This is a genomic window from Arsenophonus endosymbiont of Apis mellifera, from assembly GCF_903968575.1.
Classification (GTDB): domain Bacteria; phylum Pseudomonadota; class Gammaproteobacteria; order Enterobacterales; family Enterobacteriaceae; genus Arsenophonus; species Arsenophonus apicola.
In genome coordinates, this window is the sequence record NZ_CAJCFU010000059.1 from 49,329 (window position 1) to 68,119 (window position 18,791).

25 protein-coding genes and 1 tRNA gene are annotated in these 18,791 nt (G+C 44.6%); 2 read left to right on the forward strand and 24 right to left on the reverse strand.

Annotated features, from left to right (window positions below; translation table 11 throughout):
* Position 1: 1 nt before the first annotated feature.
* From H1X92_RS08960 to H1X92_RS08975, 4 genes are all read right to left on the reverse strand, one after another.
* Complete coding sequence (locus H1X92_RS08960; protein WP_180559780.1) at positions 2–220, reverse strand: hypothetical protein; 219 nt, start codon at positions 218–220, stop codon at positions 2–4.
* A gap of 1,192 nt (positions 221–1,412) precedes the next feature.
* Positions 1,413–1,489 (reverse strand) — tRNA-Pro (locus tag H1X92_RS08965).
* Between the two features lie 74 nt (positions 1,490–1,563).
* On the reverse strand, positions 1,564–3,309 hold the full coding sequence (gene yejM / locus H1X92_RS08970; RefSeq protein WP_180559837.1) for an LPS biosynthesis-modulating metalloenzyme YejM: 1,746 nt from the start codon (positions 3,307–3,309) through the stop codon (positions 1,564–1,566).
* A 22-nt stretch (positions 3,310–3,331) separates the two neighbouring features.
* Entirely contained in the window at positions 3,332–3,559 is a 228-nt protein-coding gene (locus H1X92_RS08975) for a DUF1414 domain-containing protein (protein ID WP_180559816.1), read from the reverse strand.
* A 257-nt stretch (positions 3,560–3,816) separates the two neighbouring features.
* Between H1X92_RS08975 and yejK the strand changes: the two genes are divergently transcribed.
* Complete coding sequence (yejK, locus tag H1X92_RS08980) at positions 3,817–4,821, forward strand: nucleoid-associated protein YejK (protein WP_180559838.1); 1,005 nt, start codon at positions 3,817–3,819, stop codon at positions 4,819–4,821.
* Positions 4,822–4,865: 44 nt separating this feature from the next.
* Positions 4,866–5,063, forward strand: coding sequence for a hypothetical protein (locus H1X92_RS08985; RefSeq protein ID WP_180559817.1), 198 nt, complete (start codon positions 4,866–4,868; stop codon positions 5,061–5,063).
* A gap of 47 nt (positions 5,064–5,110) precedes the next feature.
* Here H1X92_RS08985 and H1X92_RS08990 read toward each other — a convergent pair whose 3' ends face one another.
* The 20 genes from H1X92_RS08990 to H1X92_RS15890 all read right to left on the reverse strand — a co-directional run.
* The gene (locus tag H1X92_RS08990; protein WP_180559818.1) at positions 5,111–5,437 is read right to left on the reverse strand and encodes a hypothetical protein; all 327 of its coding nucleotides are present in this window, start codon (positions 5,435–5,437) and stop codon (positions 5,111–5,113) included.
* A 12-nt stretch (positions 5,438–5,449) separates the two neighbouring features.
* Entirely contained in the window at positions 5,450–5,665 is a 216-nt protein-coding gene (locus tag H1X92_RS08995) for an ogr/Delta-like zinc finger family protein (protein WP_180559819.1), read from the reverse strand.
* 38 nt (positions 5,666–5,703) lie between these two features.
* Entirely contained in the window at positions 5,704–6,780 is a 1,077-nt protein-coding gene (locus H1X92_RS09000; RefSeq protein WP_180559820.1) for a phage late control D family protein, read from the reverse strand.
* Complete coding sequence (locus H1X92_RS09005; protein WP_180559821.1) at positions 6,780–7,211, reverse strand: phage tail protein; 432 nt, start codon at positions 7,209–7,211, stop codon at positions 6,780–6,782. The genes H1X92_RS09000 and H1X92_RS09005 overlap by 1 nt, the downstream gene beginning before the upstream one ends.
* 1 nt (position 7,212) lies before the next feature.
* On the reverse strand, positions 7,213–9,798 hold the full coding sequence (locus H1X92_RS09010) for a phage tail tape measure protein (protein ID WP_180559822.1): 2,586 nt from the start codon (positions 9,796–9,798) through the stop codon (positions 7,213–7,215).
* On the reverse strand, positions 9,791–9,952 hold the full coding sequence (locus tag H1X92_RS09015) for a GpE family phage tail protein (protein ID WP_180559839.1): 162 nt from the start codon (positions 9,950–9,952) through the stop codon (positions 9,791–9,793). Before H1X92_RS09015 ends, H1X92_RS09010 begins: the two co-directional genes overlap by 8 nt.
* A complete protein-coding gene (locus tag H1X92_RS09020; protein ID WP_180559823.1) occupies positions 9,922–10,224 on the reverse strand; it encodes a phage tail assembly protein in 303 nt (100 codons plus the stop codon). Before H1X92_RS09020 ends, H1X92_RS09015 begins: the two co-directional genes overlap by 31 nt.
* A gap of 3 nt (positions 10,225–10,227) precedes the next feature.
* Positions 10,228–10,743 (reverse strand): phage major tail tube protein, encoded by a 516-nt coding sequence (locus tag H1X92_RS09025; RefSeq protein WP_180559824.1) that lies wholly within the window; start codon positions 10,741–10,743, stop codon positions 10,228–10,230.
* Between the two features lie 2 nt (positions 10,744–10,745).
* A complete protein-coding gene (locus tag H1X92_RS09030) occupies positions 10,746–11,918 on the reverse strand; it encodes a phage tail sheath protein (protein WP_180559825.1) in 1,173 nt (390 codons plus the stop codon).
* 89 nt (positions 11,919–12,007) lie between these two features.
* Positions 12,008–12,481, reverse strand: coding sequence for a tail fiber assembly protein (locus tag H1X92_RS09035; RefSeq protein WP_180559826.1), 474 nt, complete (start codon positions 12,479–12,481; stop codon positions 12,008–12,010).
* Positions 12,482–12,575: 94 nt separating this feature from the next.
* The gene (locus tag H1X92_RS09040; protein WP_180559827.1) at positions 12,576–13,796 is read right to left on the reverse strand and encodes a phage tail-collar fiber domain-containing protein; all 1,221 of its coding nucleotides are present in this window, start codon (positions 13,794–13,796) and stop codon (positions 12,576–12,578) included.
* Positions 13,793–14,404, reverse strand: a complete 612-nt coding sequence (locus H1X92_RS09045; protein WP_180559828.1) for a phage tail protein I — start codon at positions 14,402–14,404, stop codon at positions 13,793–13,795. The genes H1X92_RS09040 and H1X92_RS09045 overlap by 4 nt, the downstream gene beginning before the upstream one ends.
* Positions 14,397–15,308, reverse strand: a complete 912-nt coding sequence (locus H1X92_RS09050) for a baseplate assembly protein (protein ID WP_180559829.1) — start codon at positions 15,306–15,308, stop codon at positions 14,397–14,399. Before H1X92_RS09050 ends, H1X92_RS09045 begins: the two co-directional genes overlap by 8 nt.
* Entirely contained in the window at positions 15,305–15,649 is a 345-nt protein-coding gene (locus H1X92_RS09055) for a GPW/gp25 family protein (RefSeq protein WP_180559830.1), read from the reverse strand. The genes H1X92_RS09050 and H1X92_RS09055 overlap by 4 nt, the downstream gene beginning before the upstream one ends.
* The gene (locus H1X92_RS09060; protein ID WP_180559831.1) at positions 15,646–16,269 is read right to left on the reverse strand and encodes a phage baseplate assembly protein V; all 624 of its coding nucleotides are present in this window, start codon (positions 16,267–16,269) and stop codon (positions 15,646–15,648) included. The genes H1X92_RS09055 and H1X92_RS09060 overlap by 4 nt, the downstream gene beginning before the upstream one ends.
* Positions 16,270–16,367: 98 nt before the next feature.
* Entirely contained in the window at positions 16,368–16,982 is a 615-nt protein-coding gene (locus H1X92_RS09065) for a phage virion morphogenesis protein (RefSeq protein WP_180559832.1), read from the reverse strand.
* Between the two features lie 14 nt (positions 16,983–16,996).
* Positions 16,997–17,410, reverse strand: a complete 414-nt coding sequence (locus H1X92_RS09070; protein WP_180559833.1) for a phage tail protein — start codon at positions 17,408–17,410, stop codon at positions 16,997–16,999.
* Positions 17,385–18,329 carry a DNA-methyltransferase gene (locus H1X92_RS09075; RefSeq protein WP_180559834.1) on the reverse strand — a complete coding sequence of 315 codons (945 nt, stop codon included), beginning with the start codon at positions 18,327–18,329 and terminating at the stop codon, positions 17,385–17,387. The genes H1X92_RS09070 and H1X92_RS09075 overlap by 26 nt, the downstream gene beginning before the upstream one ends.
* Positions 18,330–18,338: 9 nt before the next feature.
* Complete coding sequence (lysC, locus tag H1X92_RS16330) at positions 18,339–18,605, reverse strand: Rz1-like lysis system protein LysC (RefSeq protein WP_441293614.1); 267 nt, start codon at positions 18,603–18,605, stop codon at positions 18,339–18,341.
* A partial coding sequence (locus H1X92_RS15890; RefSeq protein ID WP_233458151.1) for a hypothetical protein occupies positions 18,520–18,791 on the reverse strand: 272 nt, incomplete at its 5' end. The genes lysC and H1X92_RS15890, both read right to left, overlap by 86 nt.

Here is an 18,791-nt window from a genome sequence, read left to right on the forward strand (position 1 = left end):
GCTATTTCCCTGTACACGTTTTTTTCTGTTTTACTATCAAGCTAGCCATCTTTTGCATTTCTTTTACTTCGGGTAATGCTGCAATTTCATTAGAAGGAATATAAGCGGCACCACTTTTGTCAACACGTACGAATGCAGAAATTTTATCATTTTGTCTTTTGCTCGTTTTCTGATGATCATTCGGAAAGTATCTGGTAATCCAATTCCGCAATGTTGACATAATAACCACCTATGAACATAGACTTTTTATCAGTTAATTGATTGCTTGTTTGATGGTTTGAGCATCAAACAATATTATATACTTTTTGTTGTCAATTTGTATACAGTCCATCCTCTTATGGTAGTTAAATTTATCGCAGCGTATTATCTTCTATCATATTAATAATGATTTCCTATGTTAAAGAGAAATCCTGAAAAATAACTATTGATTTTGTTTTATAATCATATAAAAAGATGATACAGCTAGCGGCAATTGAGTCAAATACGTTTGGACTATCTCACATGTAAGAGTAATAAATTGAATTTCGATCAAATGGCGATATTAAATAAATTTTGCGCTATCTTTGAAAAATAGTCACGACTTTTGAAAAATTTCTACTATTATTTTTTAGTGAATCTAATAAAAATGGTTAGTGTAGAATCAATGGCTTAAATGAAAAGACTATAATTCATATTTATAATTTTCAGCTACTTAGCTTGCTGGTCTATTCATTGTTATGCAATAAGAAAATAATATGCCTATTATGTCAGGTTTTAGCTAATCTTTCCCTAGCTATTAGAGTAGCTAAGCTAACATGAGAGTGATATTGATGCTACCTATATCGCAGTCGATAATTTTATATCAGACAATTGTTTTATTTTATCAGTCATCGTTGTGAACAGAACTTTTCTTATCTTTTTAGTTGCCAAATTGTCAAATTTATCAGGTTTTGCTCGGATGTTATTATAAAGCTTTTCTAGTGAACAATTTTTATTTTTTGTCATCAGGTCAGTACAATTACATTTTTTGTCATTTAGAGTATTAAGCTGTGATGAATATCATACTAATTAGTTTTTAGATCAATATTCGAGCAAATTTGTGTTATGTTTCGTTATTCGCTGCAATTGATTGGCTTTATATTTTAGTTATTTGTCTTACATCATTATTTTTTCCTGTGTGTTTTGGCCAGCTTAGCTGGCTTTTTTTTCAACTTTCTATGGTGATGTTGTGCGTTTAATTACAGTATGTTTAGCAAAAACAAGCGATAAATTTAACCCATTGCTCATCTGATTATCAATGTCTCAGCAGGGTTATTTTTAATCAAAATTTATTACTCATTCAATTAGCAAGGAAATTTTTTGACAATTTTACCCCTGATAAATTTCAGGCACAAAAAAACCAATCATAACTGATTGGTTTTCTTGGTAAAAGCTGGTCGGCATGAGAGGATTTGAACCTCCGACCCCCGACACCCCATGACGGTGCGCTACCAGGCTGCGCTACATGCCGATATAGGCTCGCTATACTACCGTTTTTTTGGTTAAAATCAATAGCAAATGCTACGACTGCTTGATTTTTAAGCATTAATTAATATTGAAGCGGGTAGATTCGGCAAAAGCTTTTAGTAGCTGGGTCAAATCAGGTTTTTCTCCTGTTATTTTGCTACCTTTATCATCAAAGATATAAACCTCTCCATTTTGATGAAGATAAAGAGTTTTATTGGAATAATTCATAATCAGCACCTGTTCATCACCTGATAAGACCCAGGGTTGGTTACGTTTAGGGGTAAAGAGATCCTCACCTTGAGAATAGTCTTCTGGTGAATTATCAACATAAAGTAAACGTTGCATTAAGGTAGTCATAATATCTTGATGACTGGTTAACTTATTAATTTGTTGTGGCGGGGNATTGGGCCAATATACCCATAAAGGCACTTTCATTTGTTTAAGGTTGAATTTACCGTTAGTGAGCCATTTTGTTGTTGCATGTGTTTCTGTATTGCCACTATGGTTCGCCGTAATGACGATAACGGTATTGTGTAACATATTTTTTTGTTTTAACGCATCAAGAATACGTTTAATTTCATAATCTAATTGTACTTTATTGTCACTTTGCGACTGATGGTTATCAAAACCATTAATATTAAGGAAAGAGAACCATTTGGCATTAATTTCTATGTTATTTAGCCATTCAAGCCACTCACTGGTAGTTTGATAATCATTACCACTAGTATTTTCGGGTAACGAATAATCGGCCAAAATTGCATGACGAAAGAGGGGGGAGCTAAAGCCATCCGATGAAAACAGACCAAATTGGTAGTTGTGATATTTTAATGCTTCAATTAAAGCAGAGGGTTTTCTGCTATTAAGAATACTATCTAAATAATTAGGTGATAAACCATAGAATAGACCAAATAGCGCGCGTTGATTTTGAATACCTGCACTGAGGTGCTGATCGAATTGTGTACTGATTGCTTTAACAGTATTTAATATTGGCATACCCTCAATGGTATCTTGATAGCCAAGGTTATTAACCACAAGCAGCAATAAATTATATTTTGGTACTTGTTTTTGGTAGCTAAGTGGTTTAAGTGGATATTCAATAGACAGTGCAGAAGGGTTGCCTTCTTGTTGTATCTTGCGTTGATATTCAGCTTGATCGAGATAACCGTAACGTTCAAGAAATTTTCGTGCTGTCATTGGATGAGATAACGGGTAATTAGTGCGTTGCATTGTTATTGGACGATAAAAATTTGCATCAGCCCAAATATACATTAAATGCGAAGCAACAAATGCCGAGATAAAGATACCAACCAAGGGTTTAGTGAATCGTTGACGGTTTAGACTACGTAATTTTTGCCAACTCCAGGTAGCAAATAACATCTCAATTAAGAAAATGACCGGCACACAAATAAACATCAGTTGCCATTCTCGTGCCATTTCGCCGTTTTTAGGATTTATTAATAATTCCCATAGTAGCGGCGTTAAATGAAGGTTATAGCGCGAAAAAAAAGCGATATCAAAAATGAGAAAAGTCAGTATGGTTGTCGTAATAATAGTATATAGAAATCTTAATAGTCGCTGTGAACCGACAATAAAAGTAATAGGAAAGATAATTAAAAGATAGCAAGCAAAAATAACAAAGCTAAAATGCCCAAGCCAACTAACAATGGCATAAATACGGCCGAATAGCGTACTCGGCCAATCAAAAACAAACAGATATCGGCTGCTTAATACTAAACTGAGTACTATATTAAATAACGTAAACCAGTGTCCCCAGCTTATCATTTGGGAGACTTTTTCACGATAGTTTCGAGAGTTGGTCACCATGTTTTTAATTTTATCTGCTAAATTAGTGGATGTTTTCTTCATTAACGGAAGAAAGTAACGCTTGAGCGAAAGATTCTGCGATAGTTTTACGCTGAGTCAGTGTAACAGCTGTATTAATTAAATTTGTTACCATGTTACCTAATACTATCAATGATAGATTAGTGGGTGCTTTATGTTTTTCTAGCACCTTAACTAATTCTAGGAGTAGATGTTCAATTTGCTCATCACTATAACGGGATGATTGTGGCATAATAAAAATCCTGAATGAATAAAGCTTTATATTTTAGCGTATTGTTACGTTTTTTGCTGTAGCTGTTTTGTCTAATTAACAGGATAATTTCATTTAGTAATATTTTAAATTAACCCGTTTCCATAAGTTATAAATCTTATTATATGCCCATAATACAAAAATGTTATATCAATAGATACCAATTTGACCGCGGGAAAAGGTTATCGATGTTTGAATACCATTGATCTTTATGCCATAAAGAAAATAAGGAGTAAATGGTGAGTCTGGATATTTGCCAGATTGCTTTACATCAGTTGATTAAACGTGATGAACAAACACTAGAGGTTGTACTACGTGATTCTTTATTAGGCACGGATAATATCGTGCAAGAAATGATGGCAGAATTGCATCGAATTTATAGCGTTAAAAGTAAAGCCTTTGCCACTTTTAATCAAGCGAGCGAATTAGCTGAAGCCTTAGTTTCTTTAAGAAAAGGAGATGAAAACTTTTTGGGATTTAGCCGTGCGGCTACAATTCGTTTGCGTGATGAATTGGCAAAATATCCATTTGCAGAAGGTGGTGTGGTACTGTTTTGTCAATATCGTTATTTAGCGGTAGATTACTTATTAATAGCCATATTAAATAGCTGTAATAGTATGTTTGTTAATGATAATTTAGAGTTAAACACTACGCATTATCTTGATATTCCGCATGTTGATATTGTTGCTCGCATAGACTTGACTGAATGGGAAACAAATCCTGCTTCCGAACGTTATTTAACTTTTTTAAAAGGACGAGTTGGGCGTAAAGTTTCTGATTTTTTTATGGATTTTCTATCAGCTAGCGAAGGCATGAATACTAAAATACAGAATAAAGGATTACTGCAAGCCGTAAATGATTATTGTGACTCTTCTGAGTTAAACCAGGCAGCAACGCAGGAATATCGACAGCAAGTTTATCGCTATTGTAATGAGCAACAACAAGCCGGAGAAGAAATTGAATTAAAGAGTTTATCAAAAGAGTTACCCGTTTTAGGAGAGCAGAATTTTGCTGAATTTACTCAACAAAATGGCTATCAATTGGCAGAAAGTTTTCCAGCAGATCGTACGACTCTCAAACAATTAACCAAATATTCAGGTAGTGGTGGTGGCTTGACCATTAACTTTGATGCTTTGTTGTTGGATGAGCGTGTTTTTTGGGATCCGGCAACGGATACTTTAACAATTAAAGGCACACCACCAAACTTACGTGAACAATTAGAGCGTAGTAAAAAAAGCCGTTGATGATGTTGAAAAACAAATAACGCCGCAAAGGCGGCGTCTCAATTATGAATTATGCGTCTGAAATAAAAGGATTTATTTCTATCGATGTCCACATATCGACCACATCTAAAAATACCGCTTTAATTAAAGCGGTATTTTATATCAATAATCTGTTCAGCTACTTGATGACACATACTGCACATTGTTGTGATGTTTTTATGATGAAAAAAGGCGTTAAAATCATCCACTGTGATCGTTTTTAATTTCTCGATTAAAATATGCTTTTTTTTATCCTCATTTGAAAAAATCATCATAATTCACCGATAAAAATAAATATCCAAGTCCACCACCACAAACTCAACAATGGCCAAATCAAAAATTCCCAATTCCATTTTGTGCTTTCTTTTTGTTTATCTAATTTCTGTGACGAAAGGGCTAATTTTTTATTTTTTCTTTGGCTATCTTCTAACAACAAGATAAAACCAAGACCTTTTTTCATGTCTTCCTTTGTAGAAAAATCATCAAACCGAAGGGTTGCATATCGTCCTCTCAGCACCCTTAGAGCAATAAAAAAGTAAGTAAAAGCGAGTTTAGCGCGTTTTTTAAATGAAGCATGACTACAGAAGACTATTTGCATGGGAATAACCTTCTAAACGGCGAGTGACATTTGTTGCTCGGTGCAATGTGGGGTAACGGGGTCAATCTTACCCGGTGTTGAAATAAAGCGGGTTAAGCTCTCGTGGCTGACAAAGGTGGCGCCACAATTAATGTTGTGACATTGGTTATAACGTTCACGGGTGTTTTCTGAAATCTGGTGGGAACTTCGCGTATGGGCCGCATGACCACAAAGGGGGCAATTCATCATAATGACATTCTCCTTTTTTCAGCTATTTTACCAGCAAGTTAGTGACTTTTCATCTCTAAATCGGTGATTTTTACTTCCATTTCAATCGAGGTAGTAAAGCCTTTGTCATTGAGATTATGGGTCACTTTCACCACAATCCAGTCGGCGTTATCGATTTGGGGTTTAAAGCCCCGGACGTTAATCGGGGTTTCCGGGTAAATATCGGCCCGTCCTTTGGCTAACTGAATCGAAAAACTGGCGATACCGCGTTGAATTTTTGCCCAGGTGGCTTTTGCCGCCCGTGCCGCATTGGCACGATTGGCGTAGGTGTGTGAAAGCACCAGTACATTGCCGTCCTCACCGATAAAATAATCGCCCTGTTTGTTTTTTGTTGACGCAGAAGGCTTTTTGCGCGCGATTTTAACGGTGTGGGTTTTTTCAGGCTGCTGGGTGTTCAGCCAACTGGCAATCACCCCCGTATAGGCGCTGCGGTCTGCCAGTGAAAACGAATAATTATCCCCGTCTTTTCGACTCAAGGTCAGGGGCGGTATCCCTTTACCCGAGGCGGTTTGACTTTTCCCCTGTTGCAAAAATAACAGCTGGTCATTTTTCACCGTCGCCAGTGCGCCTTCCTGCTGACCTAGTCGGGTTAAAAACGCGCCGTCCGATTCGTTTGTCTGGTCGATATGAGCAATTCGGATAGGTTTAAGCGCCGCATCAATACAGGGGGTTAACTGATTGCGACCAGCAAGGGTGGTCACAATTTCTTCCAGCGTTTTATTGTGATATGAGGCTTCACGTCGCGTGTTGAGGGTCGCGCGAAAATCAGCGCTTCGCGCACGTAATGTCAGACGGTCAGGCGCGCCACTGTATTCGATTTCATCAACAATGAATTTCCCCTTCGGGATGAGACTTTCGTTTTTCCAGCCCAGTGCCAGGGTCAGCGTTTCCCCGCGTCGCGGTAAGGCCAGTTTGCCGTCACTATCATCCAGCTCAATGTCTAGCTGGTCGGCTTCAAATCCCCGATTATCGGTCAGCGTCAGTGACATCAATCGGCCTTCAATCAGCGGATTAATATTTTTACTGCCGGCTGTTAGCGCAAACGCCGGGATATTTTCCGTGTTGAAAAAGGGCATTAGAAAAGCCCCTTAATTTGGTCATTTAAATCACCAAACTTCGCCGAGAGCGAATCATCGACCCGTTTTAATTTAAGGGTAAATTCAATCTTACGGGGTGCGCCATCGGCAAAAAAAAGACTTTTGCTTTGGCTGATTTCTTCTATCACGAACATCCCGTAAATATTGCCTTCACCATCTAGAAACGGCCAGGCTTTACCGCTTTCCGCCATCGCTTCGAGCGCAATCATGGATAATCTGCCACCTGTCAATTCCGGATAAAGTGCCCCTGATAGGGTGATATCGTCATTATCCAGCCCAATAAACTGAAAGGCAGGTCGGATACCTAATCGGCTGTTAAACCCATAGCGCCAGCGCCGATTGATTTGCAGTGTCTGATAGGGCGCAGTTTTAAGCTGAAACACAAACAGTCCCAATGTGGCCATCGGCATATTAATATTCCTCAGGGTTGTCGCTAAACCGTCCCCGTTGTTGCGCCTGTTGCTGGCGTTGAAGCTTAAGAAGTTGTCGGCTCACTTCCTGTGCGATATCGTGCGCAGAATGGTTGGGGGCGGCATTAATGGTAATGTGAATTGTTGACTGGGCGCTCGTGTGCGGTGTCCGGATAACCGCCGCGTCGGTTTTATCAGCCACAAAAGGGTGGATGGGCTGGTTGGCGTAAGCATTACTCAATGTCAGCGCGGCAGCGGCAAAGGCCGCCGTATGGCGACGACTTAGTACATGCGCAGGGCCGGTAACAATTTCAGGGCCGTTCTCGCCAACAATCCCCGCCGTTCCGCGACGGATAACACCACCCTTATCAAACAGTCCTGCGCCTTTGATACCGGCATTTAACACCGTCAAGGATTGGTTCGCGCGTAAGGTTTTGGTTTCGTCAGAGACCATCCAATCGGGTAACAAATCGGTGACGGTGTTTTTAATCTCGGTAAACAGCGATTTTAACTGTTGCCATTTTTCCATCACGCCAGTTTTCAGGTTATCAATCAGTTCACTGCCAAAGTTTTTAATACTGTTCTTGATTTTTTGACAGCCGTCGGCAAAAAAACGATACGTTTTTCCCCATAAATTTTTGAAAAAGGGGGCGATATTATCCCAATAGCGATAAATCAGTAGCGCGGCGACCGCAATCGCCGTGATAGCTAACACAATCGGGTTGGTGAGTAGCACGGCTGTTAAGCGGATCAAGCCGGCACTTAACAGGCTTAACCCCAGTCTAACCGCCGCCAATGGCCCAGTCAGTGCCGCCATGGCTAATGTCATGACGCCCCCAATGGTGATCAGTGCCGCAAACCCCGCGATGGCCACGCCAAAATAGCGGGTCATTGTGGGGTGAGATTTGAAAAAATCCGCTAATTTACTCAATTGCTGGTTAAGCATTTCCAACCCCTGGGTATAAAGCGGTAACAGATTATTTCCCATCTCACGGTATAAGTCCGCTTTTTTGGCTTCCAGTTCAATTTGTTGCCCCTGGGCGGTTTTTTTTCCTTCGGCAATCAGCTGCTCAAGGCCATAAGCGGCATTGCCGGCCTTGATTTGTTTCTCAATGTTGGCATGTTCGCGATACATCGTCACAAATAAATCCGAGCCGGTACGGCTGGAAAACAGTTGCGCGATTTGGGTTTCCATTTGCGATTCGGTTAATTGCGGGTATTTCTTCCGAATACGCGGCACAATTTCGTCCATCAGATAGCGAAAAGGGTCGCGTTTGTAGAGTTCTACATTCACCAGCGCATCGTTATTCATTTTGGTGACGTGACCGGTTTTGCCGTATTTGACTGATCCTTTTTTCAAGAGACCGAGTCCCATCAGGTTTTCCATCGCACCTTGGGTCGTTTTGCCTTTTACCAGATTCTGATAAGCACTGTTTAATGAGGTGCCGGTTCGGTCACCGCCTAACTGCTGGATAAGATGTGACATACCAAAATAGAACGCATCGGTGTTCATCTGTTTGACAGCGGTGCCACCCGTTTTCATCATCGCCAGATAATCTTCCGGCAAGACCATCCCCCCACTGGCGGTCATCGATTTTGCCGTCATATCAACCGAGCGTTTAAATTGCGCAGGGGTGTTAATTTCATTACGTAACTCGGCAATTTTGAGCACAGCAGGTGACTGGTCACGTAACGCCTCGGCAGCGGATCCACTGACGCCATGTGACGACATAAATTTAGTGGCGAATTGAAGCTTAAGCAACGTCGGCGAGACCAGTTCAGTTTCATGATAATTGCGTAAAACGGAGTAAGCCTCTTTAATCACTTTCAGGTTTTCGGTCGTGCTGTTACCAAAAATATGCATGCTTCTGGCAAACTTTTCAGCATCCGCCAGCATCTCCTCTCCACCCCCGAGCGCTTTAAAGGAAATCGCTTCTTTTTGATAAATCGCCGCTTCATTGAGGGTCGGTTTGACCGCCATGGCGGTGGCGGCACCGGTGGCGACCATGCCCGCCCCATGAGACAGTAGATTGCTTCGGCGGTTCATACTCTGTTGATAACGGTTTCGGGCGGTGGTGAGGTGTTTTTCGCGGGCTGATATTTTGGCAAGCTGGCCTTCCTGGCTTTTTAACGCCTGCGTATATTTCTGCGTTTCTTGCCGGATATGGGCGGTGGCCTGGTCCGCGTGATTGACGGATAACCCCATTTTATCAAACGACGACCGGATTTTTTGATTTTGGGTGAGAAAGCCCTGATACTGACGCTCAAGTTTCGCCACGCTGGCCCACTGTTTTTCTAGTGTGGCGGTTTGTTTTTGGGTGGGATTTTGGAGACCCGCCATCTCAAGGCCCATCATTTTGCCTTTCAGGCGCGCTTTTTCCAGTGCCTGACCGAGAGTATTGATTTTGCCACTGAGCGTCTGTAACTGGGTCAGTTTTTGGCTCGCCTGATTGAGTTGCGTCAAGCGCTCGCGCGTGCTTTTAAGCTGTTTCGCCAGTCGGGTATTGGCGGTTTTGGCTTTCTCAAAGGGGCCACTGAGCCTGTCGATAGCACTTAAAATGACCTGTAGACGTAAATCTTTACTCATGCGTTTGACTTCGTAGGTAAGCCTGATGCCGCCACATCAGCAAATCTGACAATGACAGTTGGCCGGTTTCAGACGGGGGCCAGTGGAAAATGACCGCAATATCGGCTTCCAGGGCTTCGACGGTTAACGCGTCGGGAAGTCGGCCGTCACCGATTTCGGCAACAAAAAAAGCCCAAGCTCATTGGCTAGATTGACAAAATCGCCCGGGCTCATTTGTCGCATTTCCTGCTCGTTTAAGCTCGGGGTCATAATACGCGGTAAGACTTTCATCACGGTATCGACATCTATCTGCATCAGCGGACTTAACTGGACTCCCCGCAGGTCGCCGACTTGCGGTTTGCGTAGTGTCACCTGATTAATCGGTGTTTCACCGCGTGCGATGGGTTCTTCCAGGTTTATGATTCGGGTATTTGGTGTTTTTTTCATGGGTTATAGTCCTAATGCGGCGCGTTGTTTTTCAAGGCGATTAACGCCGGCCACTTTTTCAATTAAATTAATTACATCAATTTCAATCAGTTCCTGACCGTCCCACAGCAGCTTGAAATAGGTGGCTTTAAAGCTCAGTTTGGTTTGCGTGTTATCGCCGGACTTGGCACTACCCGGGTCAATTTCAGAAAATCGGCCGCGGGTGACGATTTCAACGGCGGTCACTTCCCCCGTGTCGTCGCGCTGATAGGCGCCACAAAAACGCAGTGGCACACCATCAAGGGTGCTTATCCCCCATTGCTTATAAAGCTGTGCATCAAGACCCCCTAACGTGAATTCCATATCCAGCGCACCGCCGTCAAGCCCTAAGTCAATCTGCGCTTCGCCATTCATGCCACCGCCGCGGTAGGCTTCCATTTTGCGAGTCAGTTTGGGCAGTGTGACCTCTTCAATCACGCCTAACCAGCTTTGCCCATCATCAAACAGGTTCATGTTTTTTAACTTGCGAGGTAATGCCATACTTAACCCTTAATCTTGTTGCTAAAATCCAGTAAATACTGGTCAGTAATACGCTGGCGTAATAACAGGTTTTCCAACGGCGGCACCGGCGTATAGTCATAATCCAGTGTCAGCTTGCCGTCTTTGAGCGTTTCTTTGGTATTCACCTTGTCGTCATACCAGCACTGCCCACCCAGTAAAACCCCCTCGGCAATCAAACGTCGAAGTTTGGCGTTAATGCCTTCAATAATATCGCGCGTCAGCGATGGACTGAGCGTTTTGTCTATCGCCCAGAAATGCGCCTCGGCAAAGGTATCGGCTAAAATATGGGCGGTGCGGGTGGCACTTTCAAATTGAAAAAGCGGTTCATCCGAGCAGGTACGCGACCCCCAAAACCGGAAACCATCCTGACGAATAAGCGTGGTAATGGCGTTCTGGTTTAATAATCCGGCATCGGTATTCGGGTCTTGCAAATCCCACGACAGGTCAGCGGAAATCCCCGTCACGCCATTAATGCCGACATTAGACAGTGTTTTATGCCACCCCGTGTCATTATCGATTTTTGCCCGCAACCCTAATGCAAACGCCGTGGCATAGGTGGTTTGTTCACGATGGGTGGCACTGTTCCAGGCTAAAAAATCCGGCCAAATCAGCATCAGCTCACGCTGGCTAAAATTTTTGCGATACGCTATCGCGTCGGTCACGGTATGACACCCTGCGGCACTGATATAGGCCATCGCGCGTAACTTTTGGGCGACGGTCGCCAGCGCCGTTGCGACCGCCTGGTTATCCAACCCAGGCACGGCTAAAATACGCGGTTTTACACCGAGCTGGTTGTTAGCGGATAACAGCGCCTGTAAGCCGGTTTTTTTACCTTCAGGCGTGGTGGTGCCAATGATATTGGTGGTGGTCTCCTCGGGGGTTTTCCCTTCGGCGACCCGTACGACCACTGTTATTGGGTTGGTTTGGGCTAAAATCGCGGTTAAAACAGGCCCGAGCGTTCCCTTTTTTCCGGCTTTGCCTATCGCAGCGGCGAGGTCAGTTAACCGCACCGCGGTATTAAGTGGAAAGGTGGTACTGTCGGCATCGCCTGCGGTACAGACGACACCGGCAATGGCGGTGCTGCTGGTGCGGATAGAGCGCGTGCCTTCATTGATTTCAATCACACGCACGCCATGATGATAGTCTTGCGGCATAATCGGATTCCTGATTTCGTTATATTATTCAGTGTCTATCATCAAGGGGATAAAAGCCTGTTATTGGCATTGTATCAGCGCTCAGACAATCACGCCGGTTTTATCGGCCAGTCAATATCAGGTGCTGTTGAAGTATCAGTGCGATTAACTAATACTCTGTATTTTTTCCAGTCAACCAACCGCTTTTTCTCCACTTCCGTAGCTATGTCTAAATCTATGGCATCTTGAAGAGGTGCAATTTCACAAGTGGCATCATATAATTTTTGTTGTTTGAGACCTTCTAATTTCTTTCTTTCTGCTAATTTTTCAGCTTTAATATCCTTGACCCATTTTTCACCATTCCAGACATCAAATTCGCTTTTTGGAGCTAATGGTGTCAAATATTCCGGTACTTTTCCCAATTTCATAATGGTGACAGATTGACGGTTTTTCGTATCAAACAAAACCAAGCCGCGATGATCTTCCTGATATTCCCATTCCTGATTTTTTTCATTAAAAAACAACAGCGAAACCTTCTTTTTTGTCAATCGGTTTTTTTTCGGTATGAAAAGGCAATATGTCATGCGTNTCATCCGTGTAAGCATCGCAAGAACCAATCAACTCATAGGTATCACTCGTGTAATTATAAGCTTTAAAAATTCTGGACATTTTGATTCCTTAGCTGATTCTGTACCAGCCCATCAAAGTAACAAAAGCATTCGTTATATTAATTTCGCTACCCCCTCCGGTTTTTACAGTTGTACCTGAAACCGTATGTGAATGCGGGCCGATTGCTACAGTGTGCGAGTGATTTCCACTAGAAGAAGTTGTTGCATTAACTTTTTGATTGGATGCCGCAACCCAGGCCGAACCTGATGCTCCTATATATCCACTGTTTTTGGTATAGTTATGTACGTGATTACCTGTTGTATTGGTATTTTTATTACCATAATCATAGCTACTCGTCGTTGCTGAAAAGGTATGTCCATGCGCGGGTAATTGCGCTTCGGTAAGCTTAATAGCATCAGCGCCTCCGCTGGTAAATACATTAGAGCCATCTGCTTTCGCTAACCGGATAGTTTTATTTTCACCAATGTATTGCCACTTCGTATTAGGAAATAAGGTATTGGGATTTTTGTTTTGAGCAAACCAGATAACCACCCCAACAGGGTAAAGCGTATTGATATTCATCGCATTTTGTAATGCTTTAGTCACCGCATCTTGACTTATTACTTTTTCAGTAGAATTACCGATTGTTTGCACGATTTTTGTCTTATCGATTTTGTTGTTTAATTCCTGGTTAAAGGCCAGTTGGGTGACATAATCGCCAATCGGTTGTTTGGTATCTAATGCCTTCGTGACACCTTCCTGGCTGATAACATCGGTTGGCGAATCCCCTGTTGTTTGTTTAATCGCTTGCTTGTCAATTTTTTTATTTATTTCGGTATCGACATACTGTCGGGTCGCCAGTACCACCGAGGGGTCAATTTTAAGGGTCACCGCCTCGGTATGACTGACAATAAAAACCGCCCGTATCGTCTGGGTTCGACCTGATCCTTCGGCTAATTGCGGTTTGTAGGTTTCCGGGCAGTTACCGACCGCAATGAGCACATTCTCTTTATCAAAGAGTCCCACCTCCCGTATCCACCAACCGCCTTCATTTTCGGGAATAATCTGCTCAGCAATCACTTGGTTGGGATTATTTTTATCGACCCAAAGCTGATTAATCGCGGCTCGGCGACGTTCATTAATCAGTTGGGTCTGTTGGGTGTCTGGGGTGGGTAACGAGCCACCCCCATCGCCAACGGCCATTTGCGTAATGGCGATTTTTGTACCCAGTGCTGTCGCTTCGGCAACACGGTGTTCGCCCTGGCGGGTTAACAGGCAAAAGTATTTCATGATGCGCTAATCCTTACGGTATCAATCAGGTGTAATGCCAACCCCTGTTGCACGGTGCCACTCGTGCAAATCAACGCGGGCGTGTAGGCATAAACGGTTAATTCATCGCCCAGATAGACACTCGCACCCGTAAAAAAAGTGCCGCGCGTTTCCAGTTGAATCGACAGCCCCAATAAGTGCCGACTGGCAGGCTTCGCATCTTCAATCAACGCTTCAATCTCATGATACATCGATTCGGTAATGCCACTTTCCAGTACGCCAATGTCTAATCGAAAGGTGCCCGGCGCATCGCCCGTTTTCCACCATTCAATCACCCGTATCAGGTAGCCAAGCGGTTCAACAACGCGGCGCAGTGCGCCGATGGTACCTTTATGCTGATGAATAAAGAGCGCGGCTTTAATGGCCTCGCGTTTGGTTTTCTCCGGCCAGTTTTTATCCCACCTGTCAACGCTGAAACTCCAGGCCAGATAAGGCAGCAAATGGACGGGGCACGTGTCGGGATTGACGAGGGTGCGAAGCGGAATGGGTAAGGTCAAAATCTGTGACAACGCCACTGAGGCCGCTTTTTCAAGCGCCGTGGAGCCGGTCGGTAATAACGTCTTATGCATCGGTTTTGCTCTCCATCTTAAGATTGATGTCGGTGCAAAAGCTGGCTTGCGTTTTGGCTATCTTGATATCCTGTTTCGGTGTGTGAATGACCACCCGGGTTACGCCAGTGACGTGTAAGGCGGCATACAGCGCACTTAAGGCCACATCACGGCCTAATCGGTGTTGTTCGCGCGTATAGGCGATCAACTTTTCGTGTGCCGTTTCCAAAATCGGTTCATATTCCGGTGCAGGCAACAGATAAAGCGTGGCATCGACCTGGTAGGGTATGATGTTGGCCGATTGCACCGTAACCCGGTCGGCGACGGGGCGCACATTTTCATCATTCAGGGCTTTTTCCACCGTGTTAATCAGGGTTTGACTGGCCGTGCCATTCCCGTCGCGTGACAGGATAGTGACGGTCACTTCTGCCGGTTTCGGGCTAATGACCGACGCATCGGCGACCTGTCCATCGGCGCTGCGGGCGTAAAATTCGTAGCTGCCGGTGGGGCCGGCTACACTCAGCCCTTCAAAGGCGGCCGGGATACGCAGACGTAAATCGTTATCGGATTCAAAGATGGGCAGCACCGGTGGGATAGCCGTCGCGTTGCCTTCTGTTAAACGCAGGCGTCTGACATTGTTATTTGCCGCCAGATGGTCAAGATCGGCACCTTGGGCAAAGGCCACCATATTGGCTAAGGCGGCTTCATTAATGCGGCGGCGCAACAGCAAATCATAATAGGTGTTCTCTTCCAGTAACTTGGTTAACGGTTCAGAGTGCAGCGCCAGGGTTTGCGCGATGGCATCACGGATTTCAGCCGGACACGCGGCAATCAGGGCATTTTTACGCTTGGCAAGCAGGGTGTCAAAATCCAGTATCTCAACCACTTCGGGTTTTGGTAATTGGCTTAAATCGATGGTTGTCATCTCGATCTCACGGGAAAATGAAAAGAAAACGCGGTGCCACTGTCGATAATTTGTGCCACAATCGCAATCTGCGAAGTCTCCGCGTGTTGTTCGATGTTAATTTTTTCCAGCCTGATCCGCGGCTCAAAGCGTAAAAGTGCGCTAAAGCAGGCTGCCATCAGTTGGAGTCTTAATGCCGGAGTTTGGGGTTTATCTAGCAGACTAAACAGCAGTGAGCCATAATCACGGCGCATGACCCGACTGCCCACCGGGGTCAGTAAAATATCTTGCACCGACTGGGCAATATGCGCATTTTCGCTGATAAATTGGCCGGTTTGCCGGTTCATCCCCAGGGCATTCATTGCGGTCCCTCCGTCATGGCGCTGCCGCGTTCAACACCGCCGTGACGATGGTTGTCAACACGAATGCCGTTAGACATCAAGGTACCGCCGGAGTGGGTCACATCCCCCGCCATCTGTGCGCCTTGGGTGACCGTGAGTGACGTGGTGGTCAGATTTTGGGTGCAAATAACATTGGGGGTGTCGAATTCAATATTCACTGCCGCCTTGACGGTGACTCGCTTTGCACTCACCGTCAGGCTATTTTTTGCTTCAATGCAACCTTGTTCAATGCCGGTTGCTTTTAATAGGCCGGTGGCGGGTTCATATTCAATGACGGCACCATCGGCATAGGTACGATGGTCAGCGGTCAATGAGGGGATCGGCGCAGGATGGCAATCGGAAAAAATGCCCATCAGCACAAACGCGGTGGTGAGTTCACCACCTAATGCCAGAATTAACACCTGTTCACCGGGGCTCGGTGCACTGAGTGTCCGGGTTTGTCCCGCTCGCAAGGTGAGCCATTTAAGCCAGTCTGTAATCAGTTCACCGGTCTTAACCCGGCAACCTTTTTGGCTATCCACCTCAACAACCACCCCGACCCGAATAAGATTTTGTAAGCGACGCAACAGATTTGCGGTCATTATCCTTTCCTGTCACTGGTAAATCAACGTCATAGCGATATTGTTACGCATATCAAGGTGTGTTGCTCACGATTGGTCTTGTTTGAATGCTCAGACAATTAACGGGTCAGAAAATCGAGTAGCTGATTTTCAATATAAATCATCTCTTGCGCCGTCAGCCCCAATAACTGGCGGGTAGGATAATGTACCGTTTTGCCGTGATAGCGCTCCGTCAGCCCAAAATGATGAACCCGTGCTATTCGCGCGGCAGAAGGCAAAAAGGCTAAGTTGATGCCTTGGCTGTCGGTTTTTAGGCGTAAGAATCGGGCGGTGGCCAGTTTTTTAAACATACGCTGTTGATGGGTTAATCGCCGAGCAGTGATCCGTGTTTTTTTGCTTTCAAGAAAGGTTTGAATGTCCGCCAGTTGCACGCTGCGCTTCTGGCGGCGTTTGGCGTCAATGCCGGTGATTCTTTGGCCTCGTTGCCGCACATCCGTTAAATGCACCGGTTCGCCATCAATTAACAGTGTCATCTCGCGTCGAAGGGCAATAAAACCCTTTTTTCGCGGGGTAAATGGGCTACCGTCCGGGTTTTGTTGGGCGCGAAGGCGGGCAAACTGGGATTGGCGCAACCGTTGGCCAATCGATCGTGCCAGTTTTTTACGTTCGGCGGTCGTCAGATGCGATAACAGCGCAGTAAGCTCCGCTTCAAAACGGCGTAATGTCTCGTCCATTAATCGACTCCAGGCTACTTATCGAATGGATCCTCGGGTTCAGGGATGGCTTCGACCACCTGTTTACCGCCGTTGGTTTTAACCAGCACCCGCTCGGTGAGGTCTATTTCAATACTGATATGCGCGGTCTGATTATCAATAAAGTCCATTTCAAAACGAAAATCGTGTTGCCGTCGGTCGGGATTAGCGAAGAGTTCAGGTTGATATTGCCGTATCCAGTCGACCAAAACGGCCATCAGAATATCCTGATTTCCACCAAAGCGCTCAATGATGAGGTTAATCGTATAACGATACTCAAAAGAGATTGACGGCGCCATTGTCGCTATCACGTGACCATTTTCGACAAATACCGTCATCAGTTCCGGATTGTGGTTCAAAAACGGCACGTGCTGCGATAGGTGATCACGCAGCTGTTCTGGCTTTTTCATCCTTCATCCTTATCGATTGTGCCTGCCGGATGCGTTTTTCGGCAATGTCAAAATAGGCTTTATTGGCTTCGATGCCGACAAAGTGGCGTCCGGTCTTCACGCATGCCACGCCCGTCGAGCCGCTGCCCATGGTAAAATCGAGCACCGTATCACCCGGATGGCTGAAGGTCTCGATTAAATCGGTTAGTAACGCCACCGGCTTTTGGGTTGGGTGCACACTCGGCACGTCTTTCGGGTAGTAAAAGACATTGGATTTGAATTTTTTACCCTCGGGAAGGTTAAAAGTCCGTTTAAACGGCTGCCACGCTTGTAATTGTTCATAGGATTTCCACGCGGGGAAAGCGCTAAGTGAAAAGCATTCCGTCAGCTGCTGCCAGGCCGCTTTGGTGCAAAGCGAAAATTGCAAATTTTGGTGTTTTAAAAAATGCGCAAATTGCTGACCGTGTTCGGCAATAATCGCTTTCGGTGGTTCGCCGATAAATTCGAGCAATTTTGCGACATAATCCCGCCTCGGGTCACGCTTGTTACTATCAAACTTTTTGTAAAAGACGCCGATGTCTTCAAAAAAATTCACCGGCATCCGGCGACAGGAAAGGGGATGGCCAAAATGATTTTTAACCCAAATCAGCCGATAAGAAAAGGGCAGGTTGGTATGAGGGGTCTGAATTAACTGGCTCGTCAACGGTTCTTTTGAAAAGAGTAAAATCATGCCCTTCGGTCTGACTACCCGATTGAGTTCAGCCCAGATTTTTGTCTGATCCAGACGTTCATCCCAGCGCAGTTTTTCGGCGTACCAACCGGTTTCGCCGTTGCACTTCATAATCCCGTAGGGCGGGTCTGTTAACACCAAATCGACACTATCGGGCGGCAGCGTGGTCAATAATTGATGGCAATCACCATTTAAAAGTTGGGTGGTCATGTTATTTTCCTAAACACTCGGTTTTAATCTATTTTTGCCGATATTCCGTCTGTTTTTCGTTCTCTGCGCTTCAATTCGCTTTATTGCCTTTTTGTCAAGATTACACAGCTCAATCACTGTCAGTAACTGCTCATTGAGTACCAGACTATCACGCCATGTCATCATATCTGTGATGGCTGGCGGTAAGCAATCAGCGAGTAGGTAAGGGGGTATCGGAATGTGAGGCGTCTGAACGTATTCGTTTCGTGTGCTGCTGCAACTCGACAATAGCCCCATGAGGAATAATGCGATTGGCACAATCCTGATGGACGACATGCGTTTTAATTGCTGCTTGTGTTGCCTGAGAGTCAACTGCTTTACGCTGACGGGTCTCACTATTAATTCGTGCAATATCATTGATTACCTTCATTGACTGAAAAGCATTAGTGGTAATGGCTATCTGTTTATCGAGGTCAATGGTGA